This is a genomic window from Paucibacter soli, from assembly GCF_037482845.1.
In the GTDB taxonomy this organism is placed as follows: domain Bacteria; phylum Pseudomonadota; class Gammaproteobacteria; order Burkholderiales; family Burkholderiaceae_C; genus Paucibacter_B; species Paucibacter_B soli.
This window is the reverse complement of record NZ_JBBHJW010000001.1, coordinates 265,149-284,783: the sequence shown is the minus strand read 5'-3', so window position 1 is coordinate 284,783 and position 19,635 is coordinate 265,149. Positions and strand designations below refer to the sequence as shown.

Annotated in this window: 17 protein-coding genes; 10 read left to right on the top strand and 7 right to left on the bottom strand. The window is 68.0% G+C overall.

The window, feature by feature from the left end; genetic code table 11:
• The first annotated feature begins 66 nt into the window (after positions 1–66).
• Positions 67–1,197: an acyl-CoA dehydrogenase family protein gene (locus tag WG898_RS01335; protein WP_339600981.1), complete on the top strand. Its 1,131-nt coding sequence runs from the start codon at positions 67–69 to the stop codon at positions 1,195–1,197.
• Positions 1,198–1,216: 19 nt separating this feature from the next.
• Positions 1,217–1,834 (top strand): 2-hydroxychromene-2-carboxylate isomerase, encoded by a 618-nt coding sequence (locus tag WG898_RS01330; protein ID WP_339600980.1) that lies wholly within the window; start codon positions 1,217–1,219, stop codon positions 1,832–1,834.
• Here the strand turns inward: WG898_RS01330 and WG898_RS01325 are convergent.
• The gene (locus tag WG898_RS01325) at positions 1,821–3,068 is read right to left on the bottom strand and encodes an MFS transporter (protein WP_339600979.1); all 1,248 of its coding nucleotides are present in this window, start codon (positions 3,066–3,068) and stop codon (positions 1,821–1,823) included. The genes WG898_RS01330 and WG898_RS01325 overlap by 14 nt on opposite strands.
• Positions 3,069–3,127: 59 nt before the next feature.
• Between WG898_RS01325 and WG898_RS01320 the strand changes: the two genes are divergently transcribed.
• The gene (locus WG898_RS01320) at positions 3,128–4,117 is read left to right on the top strand and encodes a GlxA family transcriptional regulator (RefSeq protein ID WP_339600978.1); all 990 of its coding nucleotides are present in this window, start codon (positions 3,128–3,130) and stop codon (positions 4,115–4,117) included.
• 51 nt (positions 4,118–4,168) lie between these two features.
• On the opposite strand, the gene WG898_RS01315 is transcribed toward WG898_RS01320, so the two are convergent.
• The 3 genes from WG898_RS01315 to WG898_RS01305 form a co-directional block, all read right to left on the bottom strand.
• The gene (locus WG898_RS01315) at positions 4,169–4,915 is read right to left on the bottom strand and encodes a substrate-binding periplasmic protein (protein WP_339600977.1); all 747 of its coding nucleotides are present in this window, start codon (positions 4,913–4,915) and stop codon (positions 4,169–4,171) included.
• Between the two features lie 113 nt (positions 4,916–5,028).
• Complete coding sequence (locus WG898_RS01310; protein WP_339600976.1) at positions 5,029–5,232, bottom strand: DUF3079 domain-containing protein; 204 nt, start codon at positions 5,230–5,232, stop codon at positions 5,029–5,031.
• Between the two features lie 70 nt (positions 5,233–5,302).
• Positions 5,303–8,854, bottom strand: coding sequence for an indolepyruvate ferredoxin oxidoreductase family protein (locus WG898_RS01305; RefSeq protein ID WP_339600975.1), 3,552 nt, complete (start codon positions 8,852–8,854; stop codon positions 5,303–5,305).
• A 123-nt stretch (positions 8,855–8,977) separates the two neighbouring features.
• Here WG898_RS01305 and WG898_RS01300 point away from each other — a divergent pair, with 123 nt between their 5' ends.
• From WG898_RS01300 to WG898_RS01285, 4 genes are all read left to right on the top strand, one after another.
• Positions 8,978–9,451, top strand: coding sequence for an Lrp/AsnC family transcriptional regulator (locus tag WG898_RS01300; RefSeq protein ID WP_339600974.1), 474 nt, complete (start codon positions 8,978–8,980; stop codon positions 9,449–9,451).
• A gap of 113 nt (positions 9,452–9,564) precedes the next feature.
• Positions 9,565–10,032: a hypothetical protein gene (locus tag WG898_RS01295; RefSeq protein ID WP_339600973.1), complete on the top strand. Its 468-nt coding sequence runs from the start codon at positions 9,565–9,567 to the stop codon at positions 10,030–10,032.
• A gap of 69 nt (positions 10,033–10,101) precedes the next feature.
• Complete coding sequence (locus WG898_RS01290; RefSeq protein ID WP_339600972.1) at positions 10,102–11,274, top strand: GGDEF domain-containing protein; 1,173 nt, start codon at positions 10,102–10,104, stop codon at positions 11,272–11,274.
• On the top strand, positions 11,274–11,972 hold the full coding sequence (locus tag WG898_RS01285; RefSeq protein ID WP_339600971.1) for a CBS domain-containing protein: 699 nt from the start codon (positions 11,274–11,276) through the stop codon (positions 11,970–11,972). Before WG898_RS01290 ends, WG898_RS01285 begins: the two co-directional genes overlap by 1 nt.
• On the opposite strand, the gene WG898_RS01280 is transcribed toward WG898_RS01285, so the two are convergent.
• Positions 11,938–13,659 carry an EAL domain-containing protein gene (locus tag WG898_RS01280; RefSeq protein ID WP_339600970.1) on the bottom strand — a complete coding sequence of 574 codons (1,722 nt, stop codon included), beginning with the start codon at positions 13,657–13,659 and terminating at the stop codon, positions 11,938–11,940. The genes WG898_RS01285 and WG898_RS01280 overlap by 35 nt on opposite strands.
• A gap of 305 nt (positions 13,660–13,964) precedes the next feature.
• Here WG898_RS01280 and infA point away from each other — a divergent pair, with 305 nt between their 5' ends.
• Positions 13,965–14,225: a translation initiation factor IF-1 gene (infA, locus tag WG898_RS01275; protein WP_285230816.1), complete on the top strand. Its 261-nt coding sequence runs from the start codon at positions 13,965–13,967 to the stop codon at positions 14,223–14,225.
• Positions 14,226–14,229: 4 nt separating this feature from the next.
• Here infA and WG898_RS01270 read toward each other — a convergent pair whose 3' ends face one another.
• Positions 14,230–15,051 (bottom strand): M90 family metallopeptidase, encoded by an 822-nt coding sequence (locus tag WG898_RS01270; protein WP_339600969.1) that lies wholly within the window; start codon positions 15,049–15,051, stop codon positions 14,230–14,232.
• A gap of 213 nt (positions 15,052–15,264) precedes the next feature.
• On the opposite strand from WG898_RS01270, the gene WG898_RS01265 reads away from it, so the two are divergent.
• Both WG898_RS01265 and WG898_RS01260 read left to right on the top strand, forming a co-directional pair.
• Positions 15,265–16,308 (top strand): HD domain-containing phosphohydrolase, encoded by a 1,044-nt coding sequence (locus tag WG898_RS01265; RefSeq protein ID WP_339600968.1) that lies wholly within the window; start codon positions 15,265–15,267, stop codon positions 16,306–16,308.
• 24 nt (positions 16,309–16,332) lie between these two features.
• Complete coding sequence (locus WG898_RS01260; protein WP_339600967.1) at positions 16,333–17,481, top strand: YbfB/YjiJ family MFS transporter; 1,149 nt, start codon at positions 16,333–16,335, stop codon at positions 17,479–17,481.
• A gap of 15 nt (positions 17,482–17,496) precedes the next feature.
• On the opposite strand, the gene WG898_RS01255 is transcribed toward WG898_RS01260, so the two are convergent.
• Positions 17,497–19,635 carry a 3-hydroxyacyl-CoA dehydrogenase NAD-binding domain-containing protein gene (locus WG898_RS01255; RefSeq protein ID WP_339600966.1) on the bottom strand — a complete coding sequence of 713 codons (2,139 nt, stop codon included), beginning with the start codon at positions 19,633–19,635 and terminating at the stop codon, positions 17,497–17,499.

The following is a 19,635-nucleotide window of genomic DNA, read 5'->3' as shown; positions in this document are numbered from 1 at the left end:
CAAGGCCATGGCCTCGGCCCCACAAGCTATGCTTTTTCCCATCCCTTCTCTGCAGGACAGCTGACCATGCTTCTCTCCGACGACCATCGTGCCGTGCAGGACGCCGTGCGCGCCTTTGTACAAGACCAGATCGCCCCCAAGGCGGCCGAATGGGACAAGAGCCACCATTTCCCCGCCGCCGAGCTGCGCGGCCTGGCCGAGCTGGGCTGTTATGGCGTGGCCGTGCCGCATGAGTACGACGGCGCGGGCCTGGACTATCTGGCACTGGCCATCATCCTGGAGGAGATCGGCGCGGGCGACGGCGCCACCTCCACGGTGGTGAGCGTCAACAACTGCCCGGTCTGCTCGATCCTGATGGCCTTTGGCAATGAGGAGCAGAAGCAGCAGTTCCTGCGCCCATTGGCGCGCGGCGACATGCTGGGCGCCTTCTGCCTGACCGAGCCGCATGTGGGCTCGGAGGCCGGCGGACTGCGCACGACGGCGGTGCGCGATGGCGACGAATATGTGCTCAACGGCGTCAAGCAATTCATCACCAGCGGCAAGAACGGCGACGTCGCCATCGTGATGGCGGTCACCGACAAGGCCGCCGGCAAGAAGGGCATCAGCGCCTTCCTGGTGCCCACCAACACGCCCGGTTATGTGGTGGCGCGCATCGAGGACAAGCTGGGCCAGCATGCCAGCGACACCGCCCAGATCCTGTTCGACAACTGCCGCATCCCGGTGGCGAACCGCATCGGTGCCAAGGGCCAGGGCCTGAAGATCGCGCTCGCTGGCCTGGAGGGCGGCCGCATCGGCATCGCCTCGCAATCGGTGGGCATGGCGCGCGCGGCCTTCGAGGCGGCGCTCAAGTACAGCAAGGAACGCAGCTCCTTCGGCCAGCCCATCTTCAACCACCAGGCGATCCAGTTCAAGCTGGCCGAAATGGCCACCCAGATCGAGGCCGCACGCCAGCTGATCTGGCATGCCGCGAGCATGAAGGATGCGGGCCTGCCCTGCGTCAAGGAGGCGGCGATGGCCAAGCTGTTCGCCTCCGAGATGGCCGAGCGCGTCTGCTCGGCCGCCATCCAGGTGCATGGCGGCTATGGCTATGTGAGCGACTTCCCGGTCGAGCGCATCTACCGCGATGTGCGCGTGACGCAGATCTACGAGGGCTCGTCCGAGGTGCAGAAGATCCTCATCGGCCGCGCCCTCGGCTGACCCTGTGCAGGAGGCCGCCATGAGCAGCGCCGCAATCCAGTTCTACTTCGATTTCTCCTCACCCTATTCCTATATCGCTTCGGAGTGGATCGATGCGGTGGCGGCGCGCCATGGCCGGCGCGTGCAATGGCATGCCGTGCTGCTGGGCGTGCTGTTCCAGGCGGCCGAGCTGAAGCCGCCGGTGGCGCATCCACTCAAGCGCGAGTACGCGCTGCGCGATTTCGAGCGCTCGGCGCATTTCGCCGGCCTGCCCTATCGCCAGCCCGGCGCCTTTCCCATCCCCACGCAGAACGCGGCGCGGGTGTTCTGGTGGCTGCACGAAACCCAGGGCCACGATGCCGCGGTGGCCTGGGCCCATGCCGGGCTGCGCGCCTATTTCACCCGCGGCGTGGCGCTCAACGACGCTGGCGCGCTCAAGGCCCTGGCAGGCGAGAGCGGGCTGGATGCCGCCGCCGCCGAGGCGGCCTGGGGCGATGAGCGCTGGAAGCAGCGGCTCAAGGCCGAGAACGAGGCCGCGCTGGCGGCCGGGGTGTTTGGCGCACCCTTCTTCATCATCGACGGTGAGCCCTTCTGGGGCCAGGACCGCCAGGCGCAGATTGAGCGCTGGCTGGCGAGCGGGCCGTTCACGCGCGCCTGAGACGCGTCCTCGTCTGATTCAGGCTCAGGTCTTGCCGCCGCTGCAGCCACAGCGCGCTGCCCGCGGCCAGGGCCAGCAGGGGCCCGATCAGGCCGTTGACATGGCCCCAGCCCCAGCCGTCGAAGACCCAGCCCGAGGCCATCGCGGCGATGGCGACGATGGCGGCGACCAGGAACTCGTTGGCGGCCTGGGCGCGCGCGCGGTCGGCGGTGCTGTCGTGCGCAAAGGCCTCGGCCAGCAGCGCGCTGCCACCCACGAACATGAAGTTCCAGCCGGCGCCGTTGAGCATCAGGGCCAGGCCGAACTGCCAGGCGCTCTGGCCGCTCAACGCCGCCAGGCTGCCGCTGGCCATGGCCGCGCTGCCCAGCCACAGCACCCGCGTCACACCCCAGCGGGCGATCAATCGGCCGCTGAAGAAGCCGGGCGCGTACATGCTCATCAAATGCCACTGGATCACGCCAGCGGCCACCGTCACCGGCAGCCCACAGCCCACCACCGCCAGCGGCGTGGCCGTCATCACGAACATCATGCTGGCGGCGCCGACGGCGCAGCTGCCGGCCGCCACTACAAAGGCCGGGCGGCGCAGCAGTTGCAGCAGTGGCGTGCGCGCGCCAGCTGCGGCCATGGGGGCCGCCGTGCCGCCGCGCAGCCGGTTCAGCACCAGCATGGAGAGCAGGGCCAGCGCCAACACCGCGAGATACGAGCCGGCAAAGCTATGGCCCGGCACCGCCTCGCGTGCCAGCGCCGCCAGGGTAGGGCCCAGCACGGCCGCCAGCACGCCGCCGCCGGTCACCCAGCCGATGGCCTGGGCCTTGAAAGTGGCGCTTGCCGCCTCGGTGGCCGCGAAGCGGTAGAACTGCGCGCTGGCCGCAAAAGCGCCGAGTGCCAGATTCGCGGCGCAGAACAGCAGGAAATCGTTGCGCACGATGGCCCAACTGGCCAGGGCACCGCCGCAGGCGCCGGCCATGGCCCCCAGCTGGAACACGCGCGGCCGGCCCCAGCGCCGTGCCAGCAGCGAGACCGGCACGGTGCTCAGCGCCGTGGCCACCGTCACCAGCGCATAGGGCAGGGTGGCCAGCGCGCGGCTCGGTGCCAGCATGCTGCCCACCAGGCCGGTGAGCGTGAGGCCGATGGCCGAGGCGCACACGAACAGGGCCTGGCACAGCACCAGCAGGGCGACACGGCGTTCGCTGGCGTGCAACAGGGCGAAGCGGGAGGAACTGAAGGTTTTCATGCGCCCAGCTTAGTTGGGGCTATGCTGGCAGTACTGACGCAATGACCGCAAAAACTGCCATGCCAGAGAAAACCAAGACGGTGCTGCTGGTGGCCTACGAGGGTTGCCAGTCGCTAGACGTGACCGGACCCTGGGAGGTCTTCAGCAAGGCCAATCAGTTCGCCCAGGCGGCCGGGCAGGCGCTGCCGCCCTATCGTGTCGTGCTGGCCTCGCCCGAGGGCGGCATGGTGCGCTGCAATTCGGCCCTGCAACTTGGCCCCAGCACCGCGCTGGCCGCGCTGCGCGGCCCGCTCGACACGGTGTTGGTGGTGGGCGGCAACGATGGCGATCTGGAGGGCCGCGCATGGGCCGGCAGCCTGCTGCCCTGGCTGCGCAAAAAGGCGCCGCAGGTACGGCGCATGGGCAGCGTCTGCACGGGGGCGTTTGCGCTCGCGGCGGCGGGGCTTTTCGACGAGCGCCGCGTCACCACCCATTGGCGCTTCTGCGAGCAGCTGGCGCGCATGTACCCGCGTCTGCGCCTGGAGCCCGACGCCATCTTCGTGGCCGACCCGCCCTTCTACAGCTCGGCCGGCATCTCGGCCGGCATCGACCTGGCTCTGGCCCTGGTGGAGGACGATCTGGGCCAGCCGATTGCGCTCGCGGTGGCGCGCCATCTGGTGCTTTATCTGCGCCGCCCGGGCGGCCAGTCCCAGTACTCGGCCGGTCTGCAGGCGCAGGCGCAGGCCGGCGGCGACCGCCTGGCCGACTTGCTGCTGTGGATGGTGGAGCACCCCGAGCGCGACCTCAGCGTCGCGGCCCTGGCCGAACGCGCCAGCATGAGCGAGCGCCATTTCGCCCGCCTGTTCCTGGCCGAGACCGGCCAGACCCCGGCGCGCTTTGTCGAGGCCCTGCGGCTGGAGCGCGCCAAGACCCATCTGGAACGCAGCGCCTGGCCGCTCGAGCGCGTGGCGCAGAAGTCCGGCTTCGGCTCGGTGGACAGCCTGCAGCGCAGCCTGCGCCGGCATGCGGGCATCACGCCGCAGCAGTATCGGCAACGGTTTTCCAGGTAGAGGCGCTAGCCAGGGTGCGCCAATCGATCGGGCAAGCAACCAATTAGTCAGTCAGTCGGCCTGGCTGATGCTGGCTCTGGCGAGCAGCCGGGCATAGCTGCCGTCGGCCTTCATCGCGGCCAGGCCTAGATCGAAAGCATCCAGCCATGCGCGTGCCTGGGGATGGTTCTTGGACATCGCCAGGTGGGCGTTCTTGAACTCCAGCCGTGGCGCCCTCCATTCGATCTGGCGCCCCAGCTCGGGCTCGGCGGCCAGCAGGAACTGGCCGGTTGCGCGTTCTGAAAAGACCAGGTCAACACGGCCCAGCGCCAGTTTCCGGAAGTTGCCTTTCTGATCGCTGGCCAAATCAATCTGCAGGCCGGGTTCCTGCAGCTCGGCTGAGACATAGCTGCCACGCTCGACACCCAACCGCAGGTCTTGCAGGCGGCGCAGGTCGGGCGCCGAGCCCATACGCGCAAAAAAGCCCAGCTCCTGCCGCAGCATGGGGCGCGAATAGCTGTAGAGCTGATCGCGCTGCTCGTTGCGCCAAATGCCCACGATGATGCATGCCCCCTGCTCGCCAAGCTTGATGACACGCGCCCAGGGCATGAAGCTCGCGCTGGCTTGCAGGCCCTGGCGCTTGAAGGCCTGCGCCGCGAGCTCGATCATCACGCCCTGGCCTGGCAGCTGTGCGCCGCTGTAGGGCGGGAACTCACTGGCGCACAGCGGCACCGCGGGAGCAGCCCATGCGCAGGACGAGACGCCTAACAGCAGCGCTGCAGTCCATCTCGAAATGCAGGATGGCGGGATTGGGGACATGGCGGGGCGAGGCAGCCGAGGCAGGAAGGGCTTGTGCAGCGCGCATGATAGACAGTTAGGCGCGGGCTGGCGGTGCGGCAGCTGCCGTGGCAGGAAACGGCGACAAGCAGGCCTTAATCGGCGTCGGTCTTGCCCAATGGCCCGGGCTGCGCCTGCGGCGCCTGCCATTCGGCCCAGTCCTCGCCAAACAGTTCCACCGGATGCTGAGTGCGGTCCGAGCCATTGCCGCAGGCCATGCTGTCGCTGGGGCAATAGCGGTCACAGCCCCAGCACAGGCGGTGTGGGTTGCTTGGGTTGATTGGGAACTTCTTGGCCATGAGTGCGCAGGGTAATGCGCGCGGCGGGGTGCTGCATTGATGCGCATCAGCCCGGGCTGATGCTGGCCGCTCACAACTCCGCCACCCCCTTCACCCGCTGCGGCATCGTCATCACCACCTGCGCCACCGGCTCCACTGCACGGCCATGGAAGCGATCCAGCAGGTCCTTCCACTGGGCGCGCACCGTTGCCACATTGGCCAGCTTGACATGGCCGTAGCCGCGTATGGTTTCGGGCAGGCGGGCGAGCTTGACGGCCAGATCGAGCTTGTCGGCGCTGAGTTGCTTCAGCAGTTCGTCGACCAGGGCTTCGTAGTCGGCGATCAGCTGACGCTCCATGCGGCGCTCCTCGGTCTTGCCGAAGAGGTCCAGCGCGCCACCGCGCAGACCCTTCAGCTTGGCCAGGGCCTGGAAGGCCTTGAAGGTCCAGCCGCCCAGTTCCAGCTTCTTGGCGCGGCCGTCGGGGCCAGGTTTTGACAGCAGGGGCGGGGCCATGTGGAAGGATAAAGAGTCCCAGTTCTCGAACTGTTCCTTCATGGCCTTTTCAAACTTGCCATCGGTGTAGAGGCGCGCCACCTCGTACTCGTCCTTGATCGCCAGCAACTTGGCGTAGTAGCGTGCCACCGCCTTGGTCAGGCGCTCGGCCTTGCCTGGTTCGCCCAGCTGCGCCTCGGCCTTGCGCACGCGTTCCACCAGGGCCAGATAGCGGCTGGCATAGGCGCTGTCCTGGTAGTCGGTCAGGAAGGCCACGCGGCGTGCGATCAGGCCATCCTCGCCATCGAGCTTGTCGAAGTTCAGCACCTGCACCAAGCCTTGCGGCGTGCCGGCCAGGCGGCGCAGCGCGTCGGGCGCTGCGATGGCCAGGCGGCCCAGCGCAAAGGCAGTCTTGTTGCCCTCCACCGCCACGCCGTTGAGTTCGATGGCGCGCATCAGCGCCGCCTCGCTCAAGGGGATCAGGCCGCGCTGCCAGCAAGCGCCCAGCATGATGATGTTGCTGGGCATGGTGTCGCCCATCAGCTGCTGGGCGATGGCCTGTGCATCCACCGTGCTCAGCAAGTCGGCCTGCCCGCCCACCGCATGCTGCATCTTGGCCAAGAGGCCCGGCGCATGCAGGCTGGCATCGGGGTTGCGAACGAAACCGGCGGTGGGCAGCTCATGGGTGTTGGCCAGGATCACGGTGCGGCCGGGCTTGACGGTGCCCAGCGCATCGGGGCTGGCGCCCACCACCATATCGCAGGCCAAGAGCACATCGGCCTGCTGGGTGTCGATGCGCACCTGGTTCAGCAGGTCCTGGGTCGGCGCCACGCGCACAAAGGACAGCACCGAGCCGCCCTTTTGCGCAAAGCCCATGAAGTCCAGCACCGAGGCCTGCTTGCCTTCCAGATGCGCGGCCATCGAGACGAGTGCACCCACCGTCACCACACCGGTGCCGCCCACGCCGGTCACCAGCAGGTCGAAGGGGCCGGTCCAGTCCCAGGGAGCGGGCGCGCTGATGGCGGCGAGTTCGCGTGCCAGGTCTTGCGGGCTGTAGCTGGCGCCAGCGCGCTTCTTCAGCTGGGCGCCATGCACCGAGACAAAGCTGGGGCAGAAGCCGTTGACGCAGGAGAAATCCTTGTTGCAGGAGCTTTGCTCGATGGCGCGCTTGCGGCCCCAATCGGTTTCCACCGGCACCACCGAGAGGCAGTTGCTGGCCTGGCCGCAATCGCCGCAGCCCTCGCACACCGCCTCGTTGATGAAGATGCGCTTGGGTGGGTCGTAGAACTCTTTTTTCTTGCGACGGCGGCGCTTTTCGGCGGCGCAGGTCTGGTCGTAGATGAGGACGGTGACGCCCTCGATCTCACGCAACTCGCGCTGCACCTTGTCGAGCTCGCTGCGGTCGTGAAACGTGGTGCCGGCGGGGAAGAGGCCGTGGTGTCCGTCGTACTTGCCGATCTCGTCGGAGAGCACCACCAGGCGCTTGACGCCCTCGGCCTCGACCTGGCGCGCGATCTGCGGCACGCTGGTCGATCCGTCCACCGGCTGGCCGCCAGTCATCGCCACGGCGTCGTTGTAGAGGATTTTGTAGGTGATATTGGTCTTGGCGGCGATGGCCTGGCGTATCGCCAGATAACCGCTGTGGTAGTAGGTGCCGTCGCCGAGGTTCTGGAACACATGCTTCTCGGTGGTGAAGCGGCTGTGCGCGGCCCAGTCCACGCCCTCGGCGCCCATCTGGATCAGGCCCGAGGTGCCGCGCTCCATCCAGCTGGCCATGAAGTGGCAGCCGATGCCGGCGAGCGCCCGCGAGCCCTCGGGCAGCTTGGTGGAGGTGTTGTGCGGGCAGCCCGAGCAGAAGTAGGGCTGGCGGCGCACGCCGTCGGCCTCGTTGGACAGCAGGCAGGGGGTGAGGAAGTCCACCACCAGATGGCGGAGATCCAGCGCCGGGTTCAGGCGGGCCAGCCAGTCGGCCACCGTGCCCATGATGCGCGAGGGGCGCAGCTCGCCCAAGGCCGAGAGCACCGGCGCGCCATGTTCATCGGTCTTGCCGACCACACGCGGGCGCTGGGCGTCGGGCAGGTGGTAGAGCAGCTCCTTGATCTGGCGCTCCACCACCGGGCCTTTTTCCTCGATCACCAGCATGTCGGTCAGGCCCTGGGCGAATTCGGCCATGCGGGTGGCTTCGAGCGGATAGACCAGGCCCACCTTGTAGACACGCACGCCGGCCGCGGCCAGGGCGTTGGGGTCCAGGTCGAGGCGGCGCAACACCTCCATGAAGTCGTAATGCGCCTTGCCGACGGTGACGATGCCCAGCGTGGCGCGCGGGCTCACGACGATGTGTTTGTCGATGCTGTTGAGCTTGGCAAAGGCGCGCACCGCGTCGAGCTTGTGCGCCAGTCGGGTTTCCAGCTCCAGCGAGGGCAGGTCCACGGCGCGGATGTGCAGATTGGTCGGAGGAACATGGTCCACCGGCAGCTCGAAGTCCAGCGGCACGCTGTCCAGGTCCACCGTCATGCCCGACTCCACCACTTCGGAGATCGCCTTGAAGCCCACCCAGGCGCCCGAGAAGCGGCTCAGTGCCCAGCCGTAGAGCCCGAACTCCAGGTACTCGGCCACGTTGGCCGGATGCACGATGGGCATGCTCCAGGCCTGCAGCGCCTGGTCGCTCTGGTGCGGCGTGCTGCTGGAGACGCAGCCATGGTCGTCGCCGCACACCACCAGCACACCACCCTGGGTGGATGTGCCATAGACATTGCCATGCTTGAGCGCGTCGCCCGAGCGGTCCACGCCGGGGCCCTTGCCGTACCACATGGCGAACACGCCATCCACCGTACGCTTGGGGTCCAGCGCCACCCGCTGCACGCCCAGGCAGGCGGTGGCGGCCAGGTCTTCGTTGATGGCGGGCAGGAAGTTGATCTGCGCCGCGTCCAGGAACTTCTTGGCCTTCCAGAGCTGCTGGTCCACCATGCCCAGCGGAGAGCCGCGGTAACCCGAGACGAAACCGGCCGTCTTCAGCCCGGCGCGCTCGTCCAGCGCCTTCTGTGCCAGCAGCAGGCGCACCAGGGCCTGCGTGCCGGTGAGAAAGACCTGGCCCGAGCGTGCGCCCAGGTTGTCCGAAAGCTTGTAGTCGCGCAGTGCGGGGGTGGACATGGGCCGGTCTCCTGAGGTGTTCTATGCAGGGAGCAGATTCTTGGCCAGGCAGCCGAGAGTTTGTTACTTGCATCGCTTGTGTCAACCGGGTCAATGAGAGAATTCCTCTCAAAGGTGGTTGATATGGGAAATGAACGTTTTGATCGCGCCACGCGCCAGATTCTTGAGGCCCTGCAGGCCGACGGGCGCCAGAGCACCCAGCAGCTGGCCGACAAGGTGGGGCTCTCGGCCACGCCGGTGTGGCGGCGCATCAAGGAGCTGGAAGAGAGCGGCGTGATACGCCGCCATGTGGCCCTGGTGGACCGCGAGAAGCTGGGCCTGTCGATCTGCGTGCTGGCCAATGTGAGCCTGGTGCGACACAGCGAGGGTGCGGTGGAGCAGTTCGAGCAGTTGGTGCAGGCCAGCCGCGAGATCATCGAATGCCATGGCATCACCGGCGAGGCCGACTATGTGATCAAGGTGGTGGTGCCCGACATGAAGGCCTACGACCAGTTCCTGCAGAGCCGCGTCTTCAAGGTGCCGGGTGTGGCCAGCGTGCGCAGCAATGTGGTGCTGCGCGAGGTCAAGTACGAGACCGCGCTGCCCGTGCCGGGTTAAAGTCTGGCCCGGCCTTGCCGAAAACCTGCGTATGGGCGGGGCCTCAGTGCCCCTGGTGCCTGTATCGCACCCCGGACTTCCCGCCCCGCAGCCTCCTGTTTGAGGAGCTCATCATGGTCACTTCAATACCGAGTACCAGCGTCGCCACGGTCAGCACGGCAAGCAGCGCCCTGACCCAGCGCCCACATACCGACGAGGCCCTGAAGCGTCAGGAAGCCGCGATCACCAACAAGCCCGCCACCGACGAAGACACCACGGTGGTGCAGATTTCCCAGCAGGGCGCCAAGCTGGCCGAGCAGGCCGTGGCCAGCCAGCCGGCCAAGACCGCGCCGGCCCAGCCCAGCGCCGAAGCCGGCGCAAGCGCGCAGGCCAGCAGCAACAGCAAGCCCGAGGCGGCCTTTGAGCCCGCCGATGGCAACAAGGACGGCAGCGTCACCGAGTTCGAGCAGCAGGCCTACGACTTCAAGCATCCGAAATCCCTGGCCGAGTTGATCGCCGAGGAAAAGGCCGCCGCCGCGAATGGCCTCAACGTCGGACTCAAGGCCTACGAGGAAGTGGCACGTTCGGGCCGCAGCGCCTGAGGGGCGTGTAGACGCTGGCGCGCCCATGCGCCGGCATGGGCCGCCACTGCCGGGTGCATAGAATGGGCCATGCCCTTGGACATGCCGACCCTCTTCCTGGTGGTGACCGTCGTGGCCTTCGTGATGGCGGGTTGGGTGGGCGTGATGGCCTGGGGGCAGCGCCGCAGCGAGGCGCTGTGGTCCTGGGCCGCCACCATGTGTGCCTTGGCGCTCAGCAATGTGCTGTATGGCTTTCGTGGCGCGATCGGCGAATATTGGTCGGTGGTGCTGGGCAACGGGGTACTCGCGCTGGCCTTTGCACTCATGCTGTTGTCGCTGTGGCGCTTCCAGGGCATCCGGCCCAGGCCCTTGCTGATGGTGCTGCCGGTGCTGTTGTCCCTGGGCCTGTATGCCTTGTTCATCGACGCCTACCGAGCCCGCGTGATCGTTGGCGGCACGCTGTTCCCGGCGCAGCTGGCGCTGGTGCTGCAGGTGCTGCTGAGTCGGCGCCGGCCGGTGCTGGGGCGCGGGCGCTGGATGCTGGTGACGGGTGCGGCGGTGTTGGGCAGCATGCTGCTGTTGCGCCTCCTGGCCATGCTGCTGGGCTTGCTGGATGCCGGCGATGCGCTCGCCAATCAGCGCTGGCAGACCGCGCTGGCGCTGGTCGCGATGGTGGCGGTGCTGAGCTTCGGCCTGGGCTTTGTCTACATGAATCTTGAGCGCGCCGAGCGGCGCAGCTTCGAGCTCGCGATGCGCGATGTGCTCACCGGGCTGGCGAACCGGCGTGCCATCCTGGATCTGCTGCACAGCAGCGTGGCGCGGGCAAGGCGCCAGGAGCAATGGCTGTCGGTGCTGATGTTGGACATAGATCACTTCAAGTCCGTCAATGACAACCATGGCCACCAGGCCGGTGACGCCGTGCTGCGCCAGGTGGCGCAGACACTGGCCAGCCGGCTGCGCGCGCAGGATCAGATCGGTCGCTTCGGAGGCGAGGAATTCCTCGTGCTGCTGCCCGACACGCAGGCCGAGGGCGCCCGCGTGCTGGCCGATGCGCTGCGTCTGGCGGTGCAGCAGACTTCCACCCCCTGGGGCGGCCAGCAGATCGCCGTCACCATCAGCATTGGCGTGTGCGGCCATCGGTTGGGCGAGGCGGACAGCCCCGAGTCGCTCATTGCGGCGGCCGACCGCGCCATGTACCAGGCCAAACGGCTGGGCCGCAACCGCGTGGAGTTGGTAGGCGAAGAAGAAAGCGAGCCGGGCTGATGTTCACGGTCTACGGCCTTAACGGACGCGTCTACAGCGGCAGCCTGGACGGCGTGCGCGAACTGGCGCCGGTGCAGGCGGTGGCGCGGGTGCGCGCCGCGGCGGCGATCGGGCGCAACGAGCAGGCCTTGCTGCCTTCCATCGTGCGCGGCCTTCCGGTGCCCGGCGGTGACTACGGCCGGCTCGGCCGTGGCGGCGAGCGCGCACCACGCCAGGCCCTGGCAGCCTATGCCCAGACCCAGCAGGGGCAGGCCGAGCGTCAGGCGCTGAGCCTGGTGCAGCAACTGATGAGCCGCGAGGTGCTGTCGGTGCCGGTGGGGGCGAGCGTGGCCGAGGCCTGGCGCCTGCTGGCGCAGCGCGGCCATGGGCAGGCGCCGGTGCTGGACGCGCGCCAGCGCCTGGTGGGGCTGATTTCACGCGCCGATCTGTTGCCGCTGCGTGCCTTCGATACCCCCGAGGTGTTCGATCCGCAGCTGTGGAAGGATCGCCTCGCGCTGCCGGTGGCGGCGCTGATGTGGACGCCCATCCCCAGCGCGCATCTGGACACGCCCTTGCGCGAGGTGGCGCAGCTGCTGCTGGACCTGCGCCTGCCGGGCCTGCCGGTGGTGGGCGAGGGTGGGGCGGTGGAGGGCTTTCTATCGCGCAGCGATCTGCTGCGCGCCATCACCCGCCAGCCGCCGCTGGATCTGTGGAGCTGAGCCAGCGCAGATACTCGTCGGCGGGCATGGCTGCTGCGTAGAGCCAGCCCTGCGCGGCATGCGCACCCATCTCGCGCAGCAGCGCCTCCTGTTCGCGCGTTTCCACGCCCTCGGCAATCACCTGCAGGTGCAGCTCGCGCGCCACGCCCACCATCGAACGCATCAGGGCCTGGCTGCGCTCCTGCGCGCTGGCCACCACAAAGCTGCGGTCCAGCTTGACCACGTCGATGGGCAGGCGCGCCAGCTGGGCCAGCGAGGAAAAGCCGGTGCCGAAATCGTCCAGATAGATCTGAAAGCCCAGCTCGCGGCATTCCTGCATGAAGGCGTGGGTGGCGGCTTCGTCGCCGATCACGCAGCTCTCGGTCAGCTCCACGTCCAGCAGCCCATGGGCGACACGCTGGCATTCGGACAGCCAGCGCAGCAGGTCGGGGTCGCCGAGCTGGCGCGCACTGATGTTGACGGCAATGCGCACCGCGTGGCCCAAGGCCCGCCACTGCGCCGCCTGCGCTGCCGCGGTGACGATCACCCAGCGGCCCATCGCGATGATCTGGCCGTTGCCCTCGGCACGCGCAACAAAGAGATCGGGGCGTATCAGGCCGCGCTTGGGGTGGCGCCAGCGCAGCAGCGCCTCCACCGACGGCGCGGCCGGCCCCTGCAGACTGACCTTGGGCTGGTAATGCAGTTCGAGCTGCTGCAGCTCCAGCGCCTTGCGCAGATGGTGGTCGAGCCAGAGCCGCTCGCGCGCGCGCTGCTGCATCTTGGGCTCGAACACCCGCTGCACCCGGCCACCCTCCTCGGCCGCGCTGTGCAAGGCGGTACCGACATTGCGTTGCAGCTCTTCCAGGTCCTGGCCATGTTGGGGGTAGCAGGCGATGCCGATGGCGATGCTGACCGTCAGATCGGTCCTGGCCAGCTGCAGCGGCTGCCTGAAACGATGCAGGATGCTGCGGCCCAGGCGTTGCAGCTCGGTGGGCTGGGCCCGGCCCGGTACGAGCAGATGAAACTCCACGCCGCTGGCACGCGTCAGCAGCAGCGGCGGCGGCGCCAGCTCTTTGAGTGCCCGTGCGGCTGCGCAGATCACCTCGTCGGCACCTTCGGGGCCGAAGTTGTCGAGCAGCAGGCTGAAATCGCGCAGCTTCACCGCCATCAGGCCAAAGGGCTGCTGCTGCTCGATCAGCCCGAGGATGCATTCGCGCTCGCTGTAGCGGCTTGCCAGGCCCGTCAGCTCGTCTTCATAGACCATGGTGTGCAGGGCCTCGCGCTGCAAGGCGTCGCGCGCGCGCGCCTCGCTCTCGGCGGTGATGTCCATGGCGCTGGCGGCCAGATGCCAGGGCTCGCCGCGCTGCGCGCCGGCGATCACCTGCAGGTGCCAGCGCAGCAGCTGGTGGCCATGCGGCTCCGGCTGCTCGAGTTCCGCGCTCCAGCACGGGTATTGATCAGGGGCAGCGAGGCTCAATGCGATCTGCGCGCGCAGTTCCTCGGGCAATTGCGTCAGCTGCGCCGCGGGCTGCCCCAGCAGGGCGTCGCCCGAGCCGGCCAGCCAGCGCTGTGCGCTGTCGTTGAGCTGGCAAAGCATGCCGCGCTGGTCGAACACCAGCATGCTCAGGCATTGCAACTGCTGCAGCACCCGGGTTGCCAGTTGAGCCGCAGCGGCGGACGCCGGATCAGGAACTTGCGATGACGGCATCGATGGAGCGTCCTTCAGTACGCCGGAAGTAGCAGCTCCGAGTGTGCAGGAAAGCGTGCTCGCGCAGGCCCCAATCAGGCCCCGCTTCGCCGCGCTGTTGGTTCGACCTGGCAGCGCTACGCGAGGCACAAACCTTGCTTTCAAGCGCGATTTCCCTTACATTAGGGCGCTGCCGCTGCGGACATTCTGTGTTGCAGCGGTTTTGTTTTGCGCGCTTCACTCTGGTTGTGCCCGGATGGACAGCGTCACTATCACCCAGCCCAGCCTGCGCGATTGCGGGTACAGGGCAACACCGGAGTTACACCATGGCCAAGGAAGAACTGATCGAAATGCAAGGCATGGTGGACGAGGTCCTGCCGGACACGCGTTTCCGCGTCACCCTGGACAACGGCCACCAACTGGTTGCCTACACCGCCGGCAAGATGAAGAAGCACCACATCCGCATCCTCGCCGGTGACAAGGTGTCGCTGGAACTCTCGCCCTACGACCTCAGCAAGGGCCGCATCACCTTCCGCCACATCGAGCGTTCGGGTGGCGGCGGTGCGCCGCGTCCGCAGCGTCGCTGACTGATCATTCCCAAGTGAGTGGATTGAGCCGGTAGTAACGGCTCAGCTCCGCATACAGCGCGGGATGGATGCTGGCCAGCTCGACCGGCCGCTCGAAGAAAACCTCGCTGGCTACCGCGAAGAACTCGGCCGGATCGGTGGCGCCATAGTCGCTCATCAGGCTGGGGATGCCGGCCTCGGCGCGAGCGCGCAAGGCATCAAACTCCCCCTGCATCACCGCCGACCAGCGCGCATAGGCGGCGCCGCTGCCCAGCAGGGGAGCGCCATTGGCGTAACCCTTTTCCTGGTCCAGCTGGTGGGCGAATTCGTGGATCACCACGTTCTGCCCGTCGCCCGGCTCGGCCGCGCCGGCCACCACATCCTGCCAGGACAGCACCACCTGCCCCTGGCTCCATGACTCCCCCGACAAGACCTGGCGCTGCTCCATCTGCACGCCCGCCGCGCCGGTGTGTACACGCTGCACAGCAAAGGCGCCCGGATAGACCAGGATCTGCGAGAGGCGCGGATAGAAGCCGCGCTCGGCCCCCAGCAGCGGCAGGCAGGCCTGGGCCGCGATGGTGACGCGCACCTCGTCGCTGATGATGAAGCCGGCGCAGCCGATGAACTGCTTCTCGGCCAGGAAGACCTGCATCAGCCCCTTGAGCCTGAGTTGGAGATCGGCGGGCAGGCGCTGCACATAGGGCACGCGTCGGCGCAGCATGCGCCGCCACGCCGCCGGAAAGCTCTGCCGTGCCAGGCGGGCGCGGCGGCGGGCCTGCCAGCGCGGCGCCAGCACGATGCCGGCGATCAGCAGCATGGCCAGCACGAATACCAGGAACAGGGCCATGCACTTGCCTTTCGTTGAACTCAGGCTGGGCAGATGTGCGCACAGCGCCGTAATTCAAGCCCAGCCCCCTCGCACAAGGGATGCCTTTGTGCGGCCGGCAAACGCACAATCCTCGCACGGGCCATACAGACCGCGTCGGCGTCAGCGCCGACACGCACCCGATGCCGGAACGTGGTGCGTCAGCGGCTCAAGACTTGCGTCGGAATCATTCGTTTGAATATCGTTCTCGTTGATGACAATCCGGTCAATCTGGCCCTGCTGGGCGAGTTGGTCAAGCAGCTCGATGCGGGCCAGGCGCATGCCTTCAGCGATGCCAACGCCGCCCTGCAGTGGTGCCTGCAGCAGGACCCTGATCTCGTCATCGTCGACTACATGATGCCCGGCCTGAATGGCCTGGAATTCATCAAGCGGCTGCGCGCCGAACCCGCGCGTGCCGACGTGCCGCTGCTGATGGTGACCGCCAATGCCGAGGTGCAGGTGCGCTACGACGCCCTGCAGTCGGGCGCCAACGACTTCCTCACCAAGCCGCTGGACCCGGTCGAGTTCCTGGCCCGCTCGCGCAATATGTTGGCGCTGCGGCGCGGCCAGCTCGCCTTGGCGATGCGCGCGAGCTGGTTGGCCGAGGAGGTGCGGCGTGCCACGCAGGAGATCGTCGAGCGCGAGCGCGACACCATCTTCCGCCTCTCGCGCGCCGCCGAATACCGCGACCCCGACACCGGCAGCCATGTGATGCGCATGGCGCATTACTCCAAGCTGATCGCGCGCCGCCTGGGCCTCACCAGCGACGACCAGGACATCCTGTTCCGCGCCGCGCCCATGCACGACATCGGCAAGGTGGGCATCCCCGACCAGGTGCTGCTCAAGCCGGGCCGGCTCGACCAGCCCGAGCTCGAGGTGATGCGCGACCATGCCCGCATCGGCCACGAAATCCTGCAGGGCAGTCCCTCGCCGGTGCTGCAGCAGGCCGCGGTGGTGGCACTGAGCCATCACGAGAAATTCGACGGCAGCGGCTACCCCCATGGCCTGGTAGGCAAGAAGATCCCGCTGCAGGGCCGCATCGTCGCGGTGGCGGATGTGTTCGACGCGCTCACCACCGAGCGACCCTACAAGCGCCCCTGGAGCCTGGAGAAGGCGCGCGGCTATCTCGAAGAATCCTCCGGCTCGCATTTCGATCCGGACTGCGTGGATGCCTTCCTGGGTGCCTGGGACGAGGTGCTGGCCATTCACGAGCGCTTCCAGCCCGTAGCCCAGGCGTAAGCCGGCACGCTTAGGCTGGAGGTCATGCGCCCACTCCAGCCCTGGCAGGTTTCCGTCGCCGGCATTTGCTCACTGGTGCTCTGCATCGGCCTGGCGCGCTTTGCCTATACCCCCTTGCTGCCCCTGATGCAGGCCCAGGCCGGCCTCAGCGACGCCGCCGCCGGCGGCCTGGCCGCCTGCAACTACATGGGCTATATGGCCGGCGCGCTGCTGGCCTCCTGGATGGACGATGCGCGCTGGCGCCACCGCCTCTTCAGCGCCGGCCTGCCGCTGGCCATGCTCAGCGCCGTGGCGATGGCCTGGACGCAGCAATGGTGGGCCTGGGCCCTGTTGCGCTTTCTGGGCGGCCTGAGCGGCGCGGCCGGCATGTTGCTGGGCACCGGCCTGGTGCTGAACTGGCTGATGCGTGCCGGCCGCCGGCCCGAGCTGGGCGTGCATTTCATTGGCCTGGGCCTGGGCATCGTGGTGTCGGCCCTGGGCGCCATGCTGCTGGCGGCCCTGCGGCTCGATTGGGCGCAGCAATGGTGGGGCATGAGCCTGCTGTGCCTGCCTTTTCTATGGCCGGCCTGGCGCTGGCGGCCGCCGGTGCCGCCCGTCATGTCCGTGAGCCAAGCCAAGTCGGACGCGCCACCAAGGCGTTGGGCCCTGCTGATGATGGCCATGTACTTCTGTGCCGGCTGGGGCTTTGTGATCAGCGCCACCTTCACCGTCGCCATCGTCGAGCGCCAGCCGCTCCTGGCCGGGCGCGGGCCTTTGGCTTGGCTGCTGGTGGGCCTGGCGGCGGTGCCCGCGGTGTTTCTGTGGGACCGCATCGCGCGGCGCATCTCCGAGCTGCCAGCCCTGCTGCTGGCGCTGGGCCTGCAGGTGCTCTCGGTGCTGTTGCCCGCACTCTCCGACAGCCTGCCCGCCGCCCTGGCCGGCGCCTTGCTCTATGGCGCCACCTTCATCGGCATCGTCAGCCTGACGCTCGCGGTGGTGGGGCGCCGGGCCCCTGCCAACCCCGGCAAGGCGATGGCGCGCTTGACGCTCAGCTACGGGGTGGCGCAGATCAGCGCGCCGGCGCTCAGCGGCCTGATGGTGCAGGCCACGGGCAGCTTCAAGACGCCCCTGCTCCTAACGGCCGCGGTGCTGCTGCTGGGCATGGCGCTGCTGGGGGCCTTGTTGCGCGACTGAGCCTTTCGGTCTTCTTCACTGCTCAGCGAAGCGCTCCCCGCGCTCGGCCATCTCGACCAGGATCCGCGCCGGTGCAAAGCGCTCGCCATGGGCTGCGGCCAGTTCGCGCGCCCGCGCCACGAAGGCGGGCAGCCCATAGGCGTTGATGAACTGCAGCGCGCCGCCCTGGAAGGGCGCAAAGCCCCAGCCGAAAATGGAGCCGATATTGGCATCGGCTACCGAGCGCAGCACGCCTTCCTGCAGGCAGCGTGCGGCCTCGTTGGCCTGGGCGAACATCATCCGGTCGATCAACTCGCGCTGGGTGGGTTGCTCAGCGGCCACCGGGTAGAGCTGGGCCAGTTCGGGCCAGAGTTGCTTGTCGCCGCCTGACCAGTCATAGAAGCCCTTGCCCGCCTTCTTGCCCACGCGCCCCAGCTCGCAGAGCTGGCGCAGCACCGACTCGCCCGGGTGCTCGTGGTAAGGCTTGCCCTCGGCCGCCAGGTCCTTGCGGGTCTGGTCGGCCACATGCACGCCCAGGCTCAGGCTGACCTCGTCCTGCAGCGCCAGCGGCGGCATCGGCATGCCCGCCTGCAGACCCGCCACCTCGATGGAGCGCGGATGCACGCCCTCCTTGAGCAGGGCGATGCCTTCCATCACATAGGTGGCGAACACGCGGCTGGTGTAGAAGCCGCGCGAGTCGTTCACCACGATGGGCGTCTTGCCGATCTGCTGCACATAGTCGAAGCCGCGCGCCAGCGTCTCCGGCGAGGTCTCTTGGCCGACGATGATTTCCACCAGCGGCATCTTGTCCACCGGCGAGAAGAAATGCAGGCCCAGGAACTGCGCCGGTCGCACGCTGGCCTGCGCCAGACCGGTGATGGGCAGGGTGGAGGTGTTGGACGCGAACACGGCGCCGGTGCTGATCACGGCCTCGGCCTTGCGCGTGACATCGGCCTTGATGGCGCGGTCCTCGAACACCGCCTCGATCACCAGATCGCAGCCCGCCAGGTCTTCATACGCGGTGGTCGGCTGGATGAGCGCCAGCAGGGCGTCGCGCTTGTCTGCCGTGCTGCGGCCCTTCTTCACGGCCTTGTCCAGCAGATCCTGCGAGTAGCGCTTGCCCTTGTCGGCGGCTTCCTGCGTGCTGTCCAGGAGCACCACCTGCATGCCGGCCTTGGCCGACACATAGGCAATGCCCGAGCCCATCATGCCCGCGCCCAGGATGCCCAGTTTCTGCACCTTGGCAGGTGGCACGCTGGCAGGCCGGGAGGCGCCTTTCTTGATGGCGTTGAGCTGGTACCAGAGCGTGCCGATCATGTTCTTCGACGCCGGGCTCATCGCGCAAGCGGCAAAGTAGCGCGACTCGATTTCCAGCGCGCGGTCGATGTCAGTGAGCCCGCCCTCGAACACGCTGGACATGATGTGGGTCAGCGCCGGGTAGTTGCCAAAGCTCTTGGCCGAGGCCATGGAGGGGGCAATGGAGAACAGCTGGGCGGTGGCGGGCGAACGCGAGTCGCCGCCGGGATAACGGAACTTGGGCGCGTCCCAGGGTTGGACCGGCTTCTTGTTGGCCGCGATCCAGGCGCGCGCCTTGGCCAGGGCCTCGTCGCGGCTGGCGGCCAGCTCGTTCACCAAGCCGCTGGAGAGGGCCTGCGCCGCGCGCACCTCGGTGCCTTCGCCCATCCACTGCAGGGCTTGCTGCATGCCCACCAGGCGCGGCAGGCGCTGCGTGCCGCCGCCGCCGGGCAAGAGGCCCAGCTTCACCTCGGGCAGGCCCAGCTTGGCACGGCCGTCATCGATGACGACGCGCCAGTGGCAGCCCATCGCGATCTCCAGCCCGCCGCCCAGGCACATGCCGTTGATGACGGCCACCACCGGCTTGCCGCAGCGCTCCAGCCGGCGGATGAAGCCCTTGAGCTTCATGGATTCATCAAAGGCCTCCTGCGCGCTCGTCAACGCGCGCAGCCGGTCCACATCGGCGCCGGCCAGGAAGTCGCGCTTGCCCGAGGCCAGGATCAGGCCGGTGACACTCGCGTCGGTTTCCAGCAGATCGGCCAGGCCCGCCAGCGGCTGGGCCAGGGTCTCGTTCAGCACGTTCATCGAATGGCCGGGCAGGTCCATGGTGGCCAGCACCACGCCGTCGTCGCCGCGCTCAATCGTCAATGCAGTGGTCAT

Coding starts and splice junctions, on each gene's coding strand:
- WG898_RS01305 (WP_339600975.1), bottom strand. CDS start 8,854: ATGTCCACCCCCGCACTGCGCGACTACAAGCTTTCGGACAACCTGGGC.
- WG898_RS01260 (WP_339600967.1), top strand. CDS start 16,333: ATGCGCCCACTCCAGCCCTGGCAGGTTTCCGTCGCCGGCATTTGCTCA.
- WG898_RS01300 (WP_339600974.1), top strand. CDS start 8,978: ATGGGAAATGAACGTTTTGATCGCGCCACGCGCCAGATTCTTGAGGCC.
- WG898_RS01270 (WP_339600969.1), bottom strand. CDS start 15,051: ATGGCCCTGTTCCTGGTATTCGTGCTGGCCATGCTGCTGATCGCCGGC.
- WG898_RS01280 (WP_339600970.1), bottom strand. CDS start 13,659: ATGCCGTCATCGCAAGTTCCTGATCCGGCGTCCGCCGCTGCGGCTCAA.
- WG898_RS01320 (WP_339600978.1), top strand. CDS start 3,128: ATGCCAGAGAAAACCAAGACGGTGCTGCTGGTGGCCTACGAGGGTTGC.
- infA (WP_285230816.1), top strand. CDS start 13,965: ATGGCCAAGGAAGAACTGATCGAAATGCAAGGCATGGTGGACGAGGTC.
- WG898_RS01325 (WP_339600979.1), bottom strand. CDS start 3,068: ATGAAAACCTTCAGTTCCTCCCGCTTCGCCCTGTTGCACGCCAGCGAA.
- WG898_RS01295 (WP_339600973.1), top strand. CDS start 9,565: ATGGTCACTTCAATACCGAGTACCAGCGTCGCCACGGTCAGCACGGCA.
- WG898_RS01290 (WP_339600972.1), top strand. CDS start 10,102: ATGCCCTTGGACATGCCGACCCTCTTCCTGGTGGTGACCGTCGTGGCC.
- WG898_RS01255 (WP_339600966.1), bottom strand. CDS start 19,635: ATGACCACTGCATTGACGATTGAGCGCGGCGACGACGGCGTGGTGCTG.
- WG898_RS01315 (WP_339600977.1), bottom strand. CDS start 4,915: ATGTCCCCAATCCCGCCATCCTGCATTTCGAGATGGACTGCAGCGCTG.
- WG898_RS01335 (WP_339600981.1), top strand. CDS start 67: ATGCTTCTCTCCGACGACCATCGTGCCGTGCAGGACGCCGTGCGCGCC.
- WG898_RS01330 (WP_339600980.1), top strand. CDS start 1,217: ATGAGCAGCGCCGCAATCCAGTTCTACTTCGATTTCTCCTCACCCTAT.
- WG898_RS01310 (WP_339600976.1), bottom strand. CDS start 5,232: ATGGCCAAGAAGTTCCCAATCAACCCAAGCAACCCACACCGCCTGTGC.
- WG898_RS01285 (WP_339600971.1), top strand. CDS start 11,274: ATGTTCACGGTCTACGGCCTTAACGGACGCGTCTACAGCGGCAGCCTG.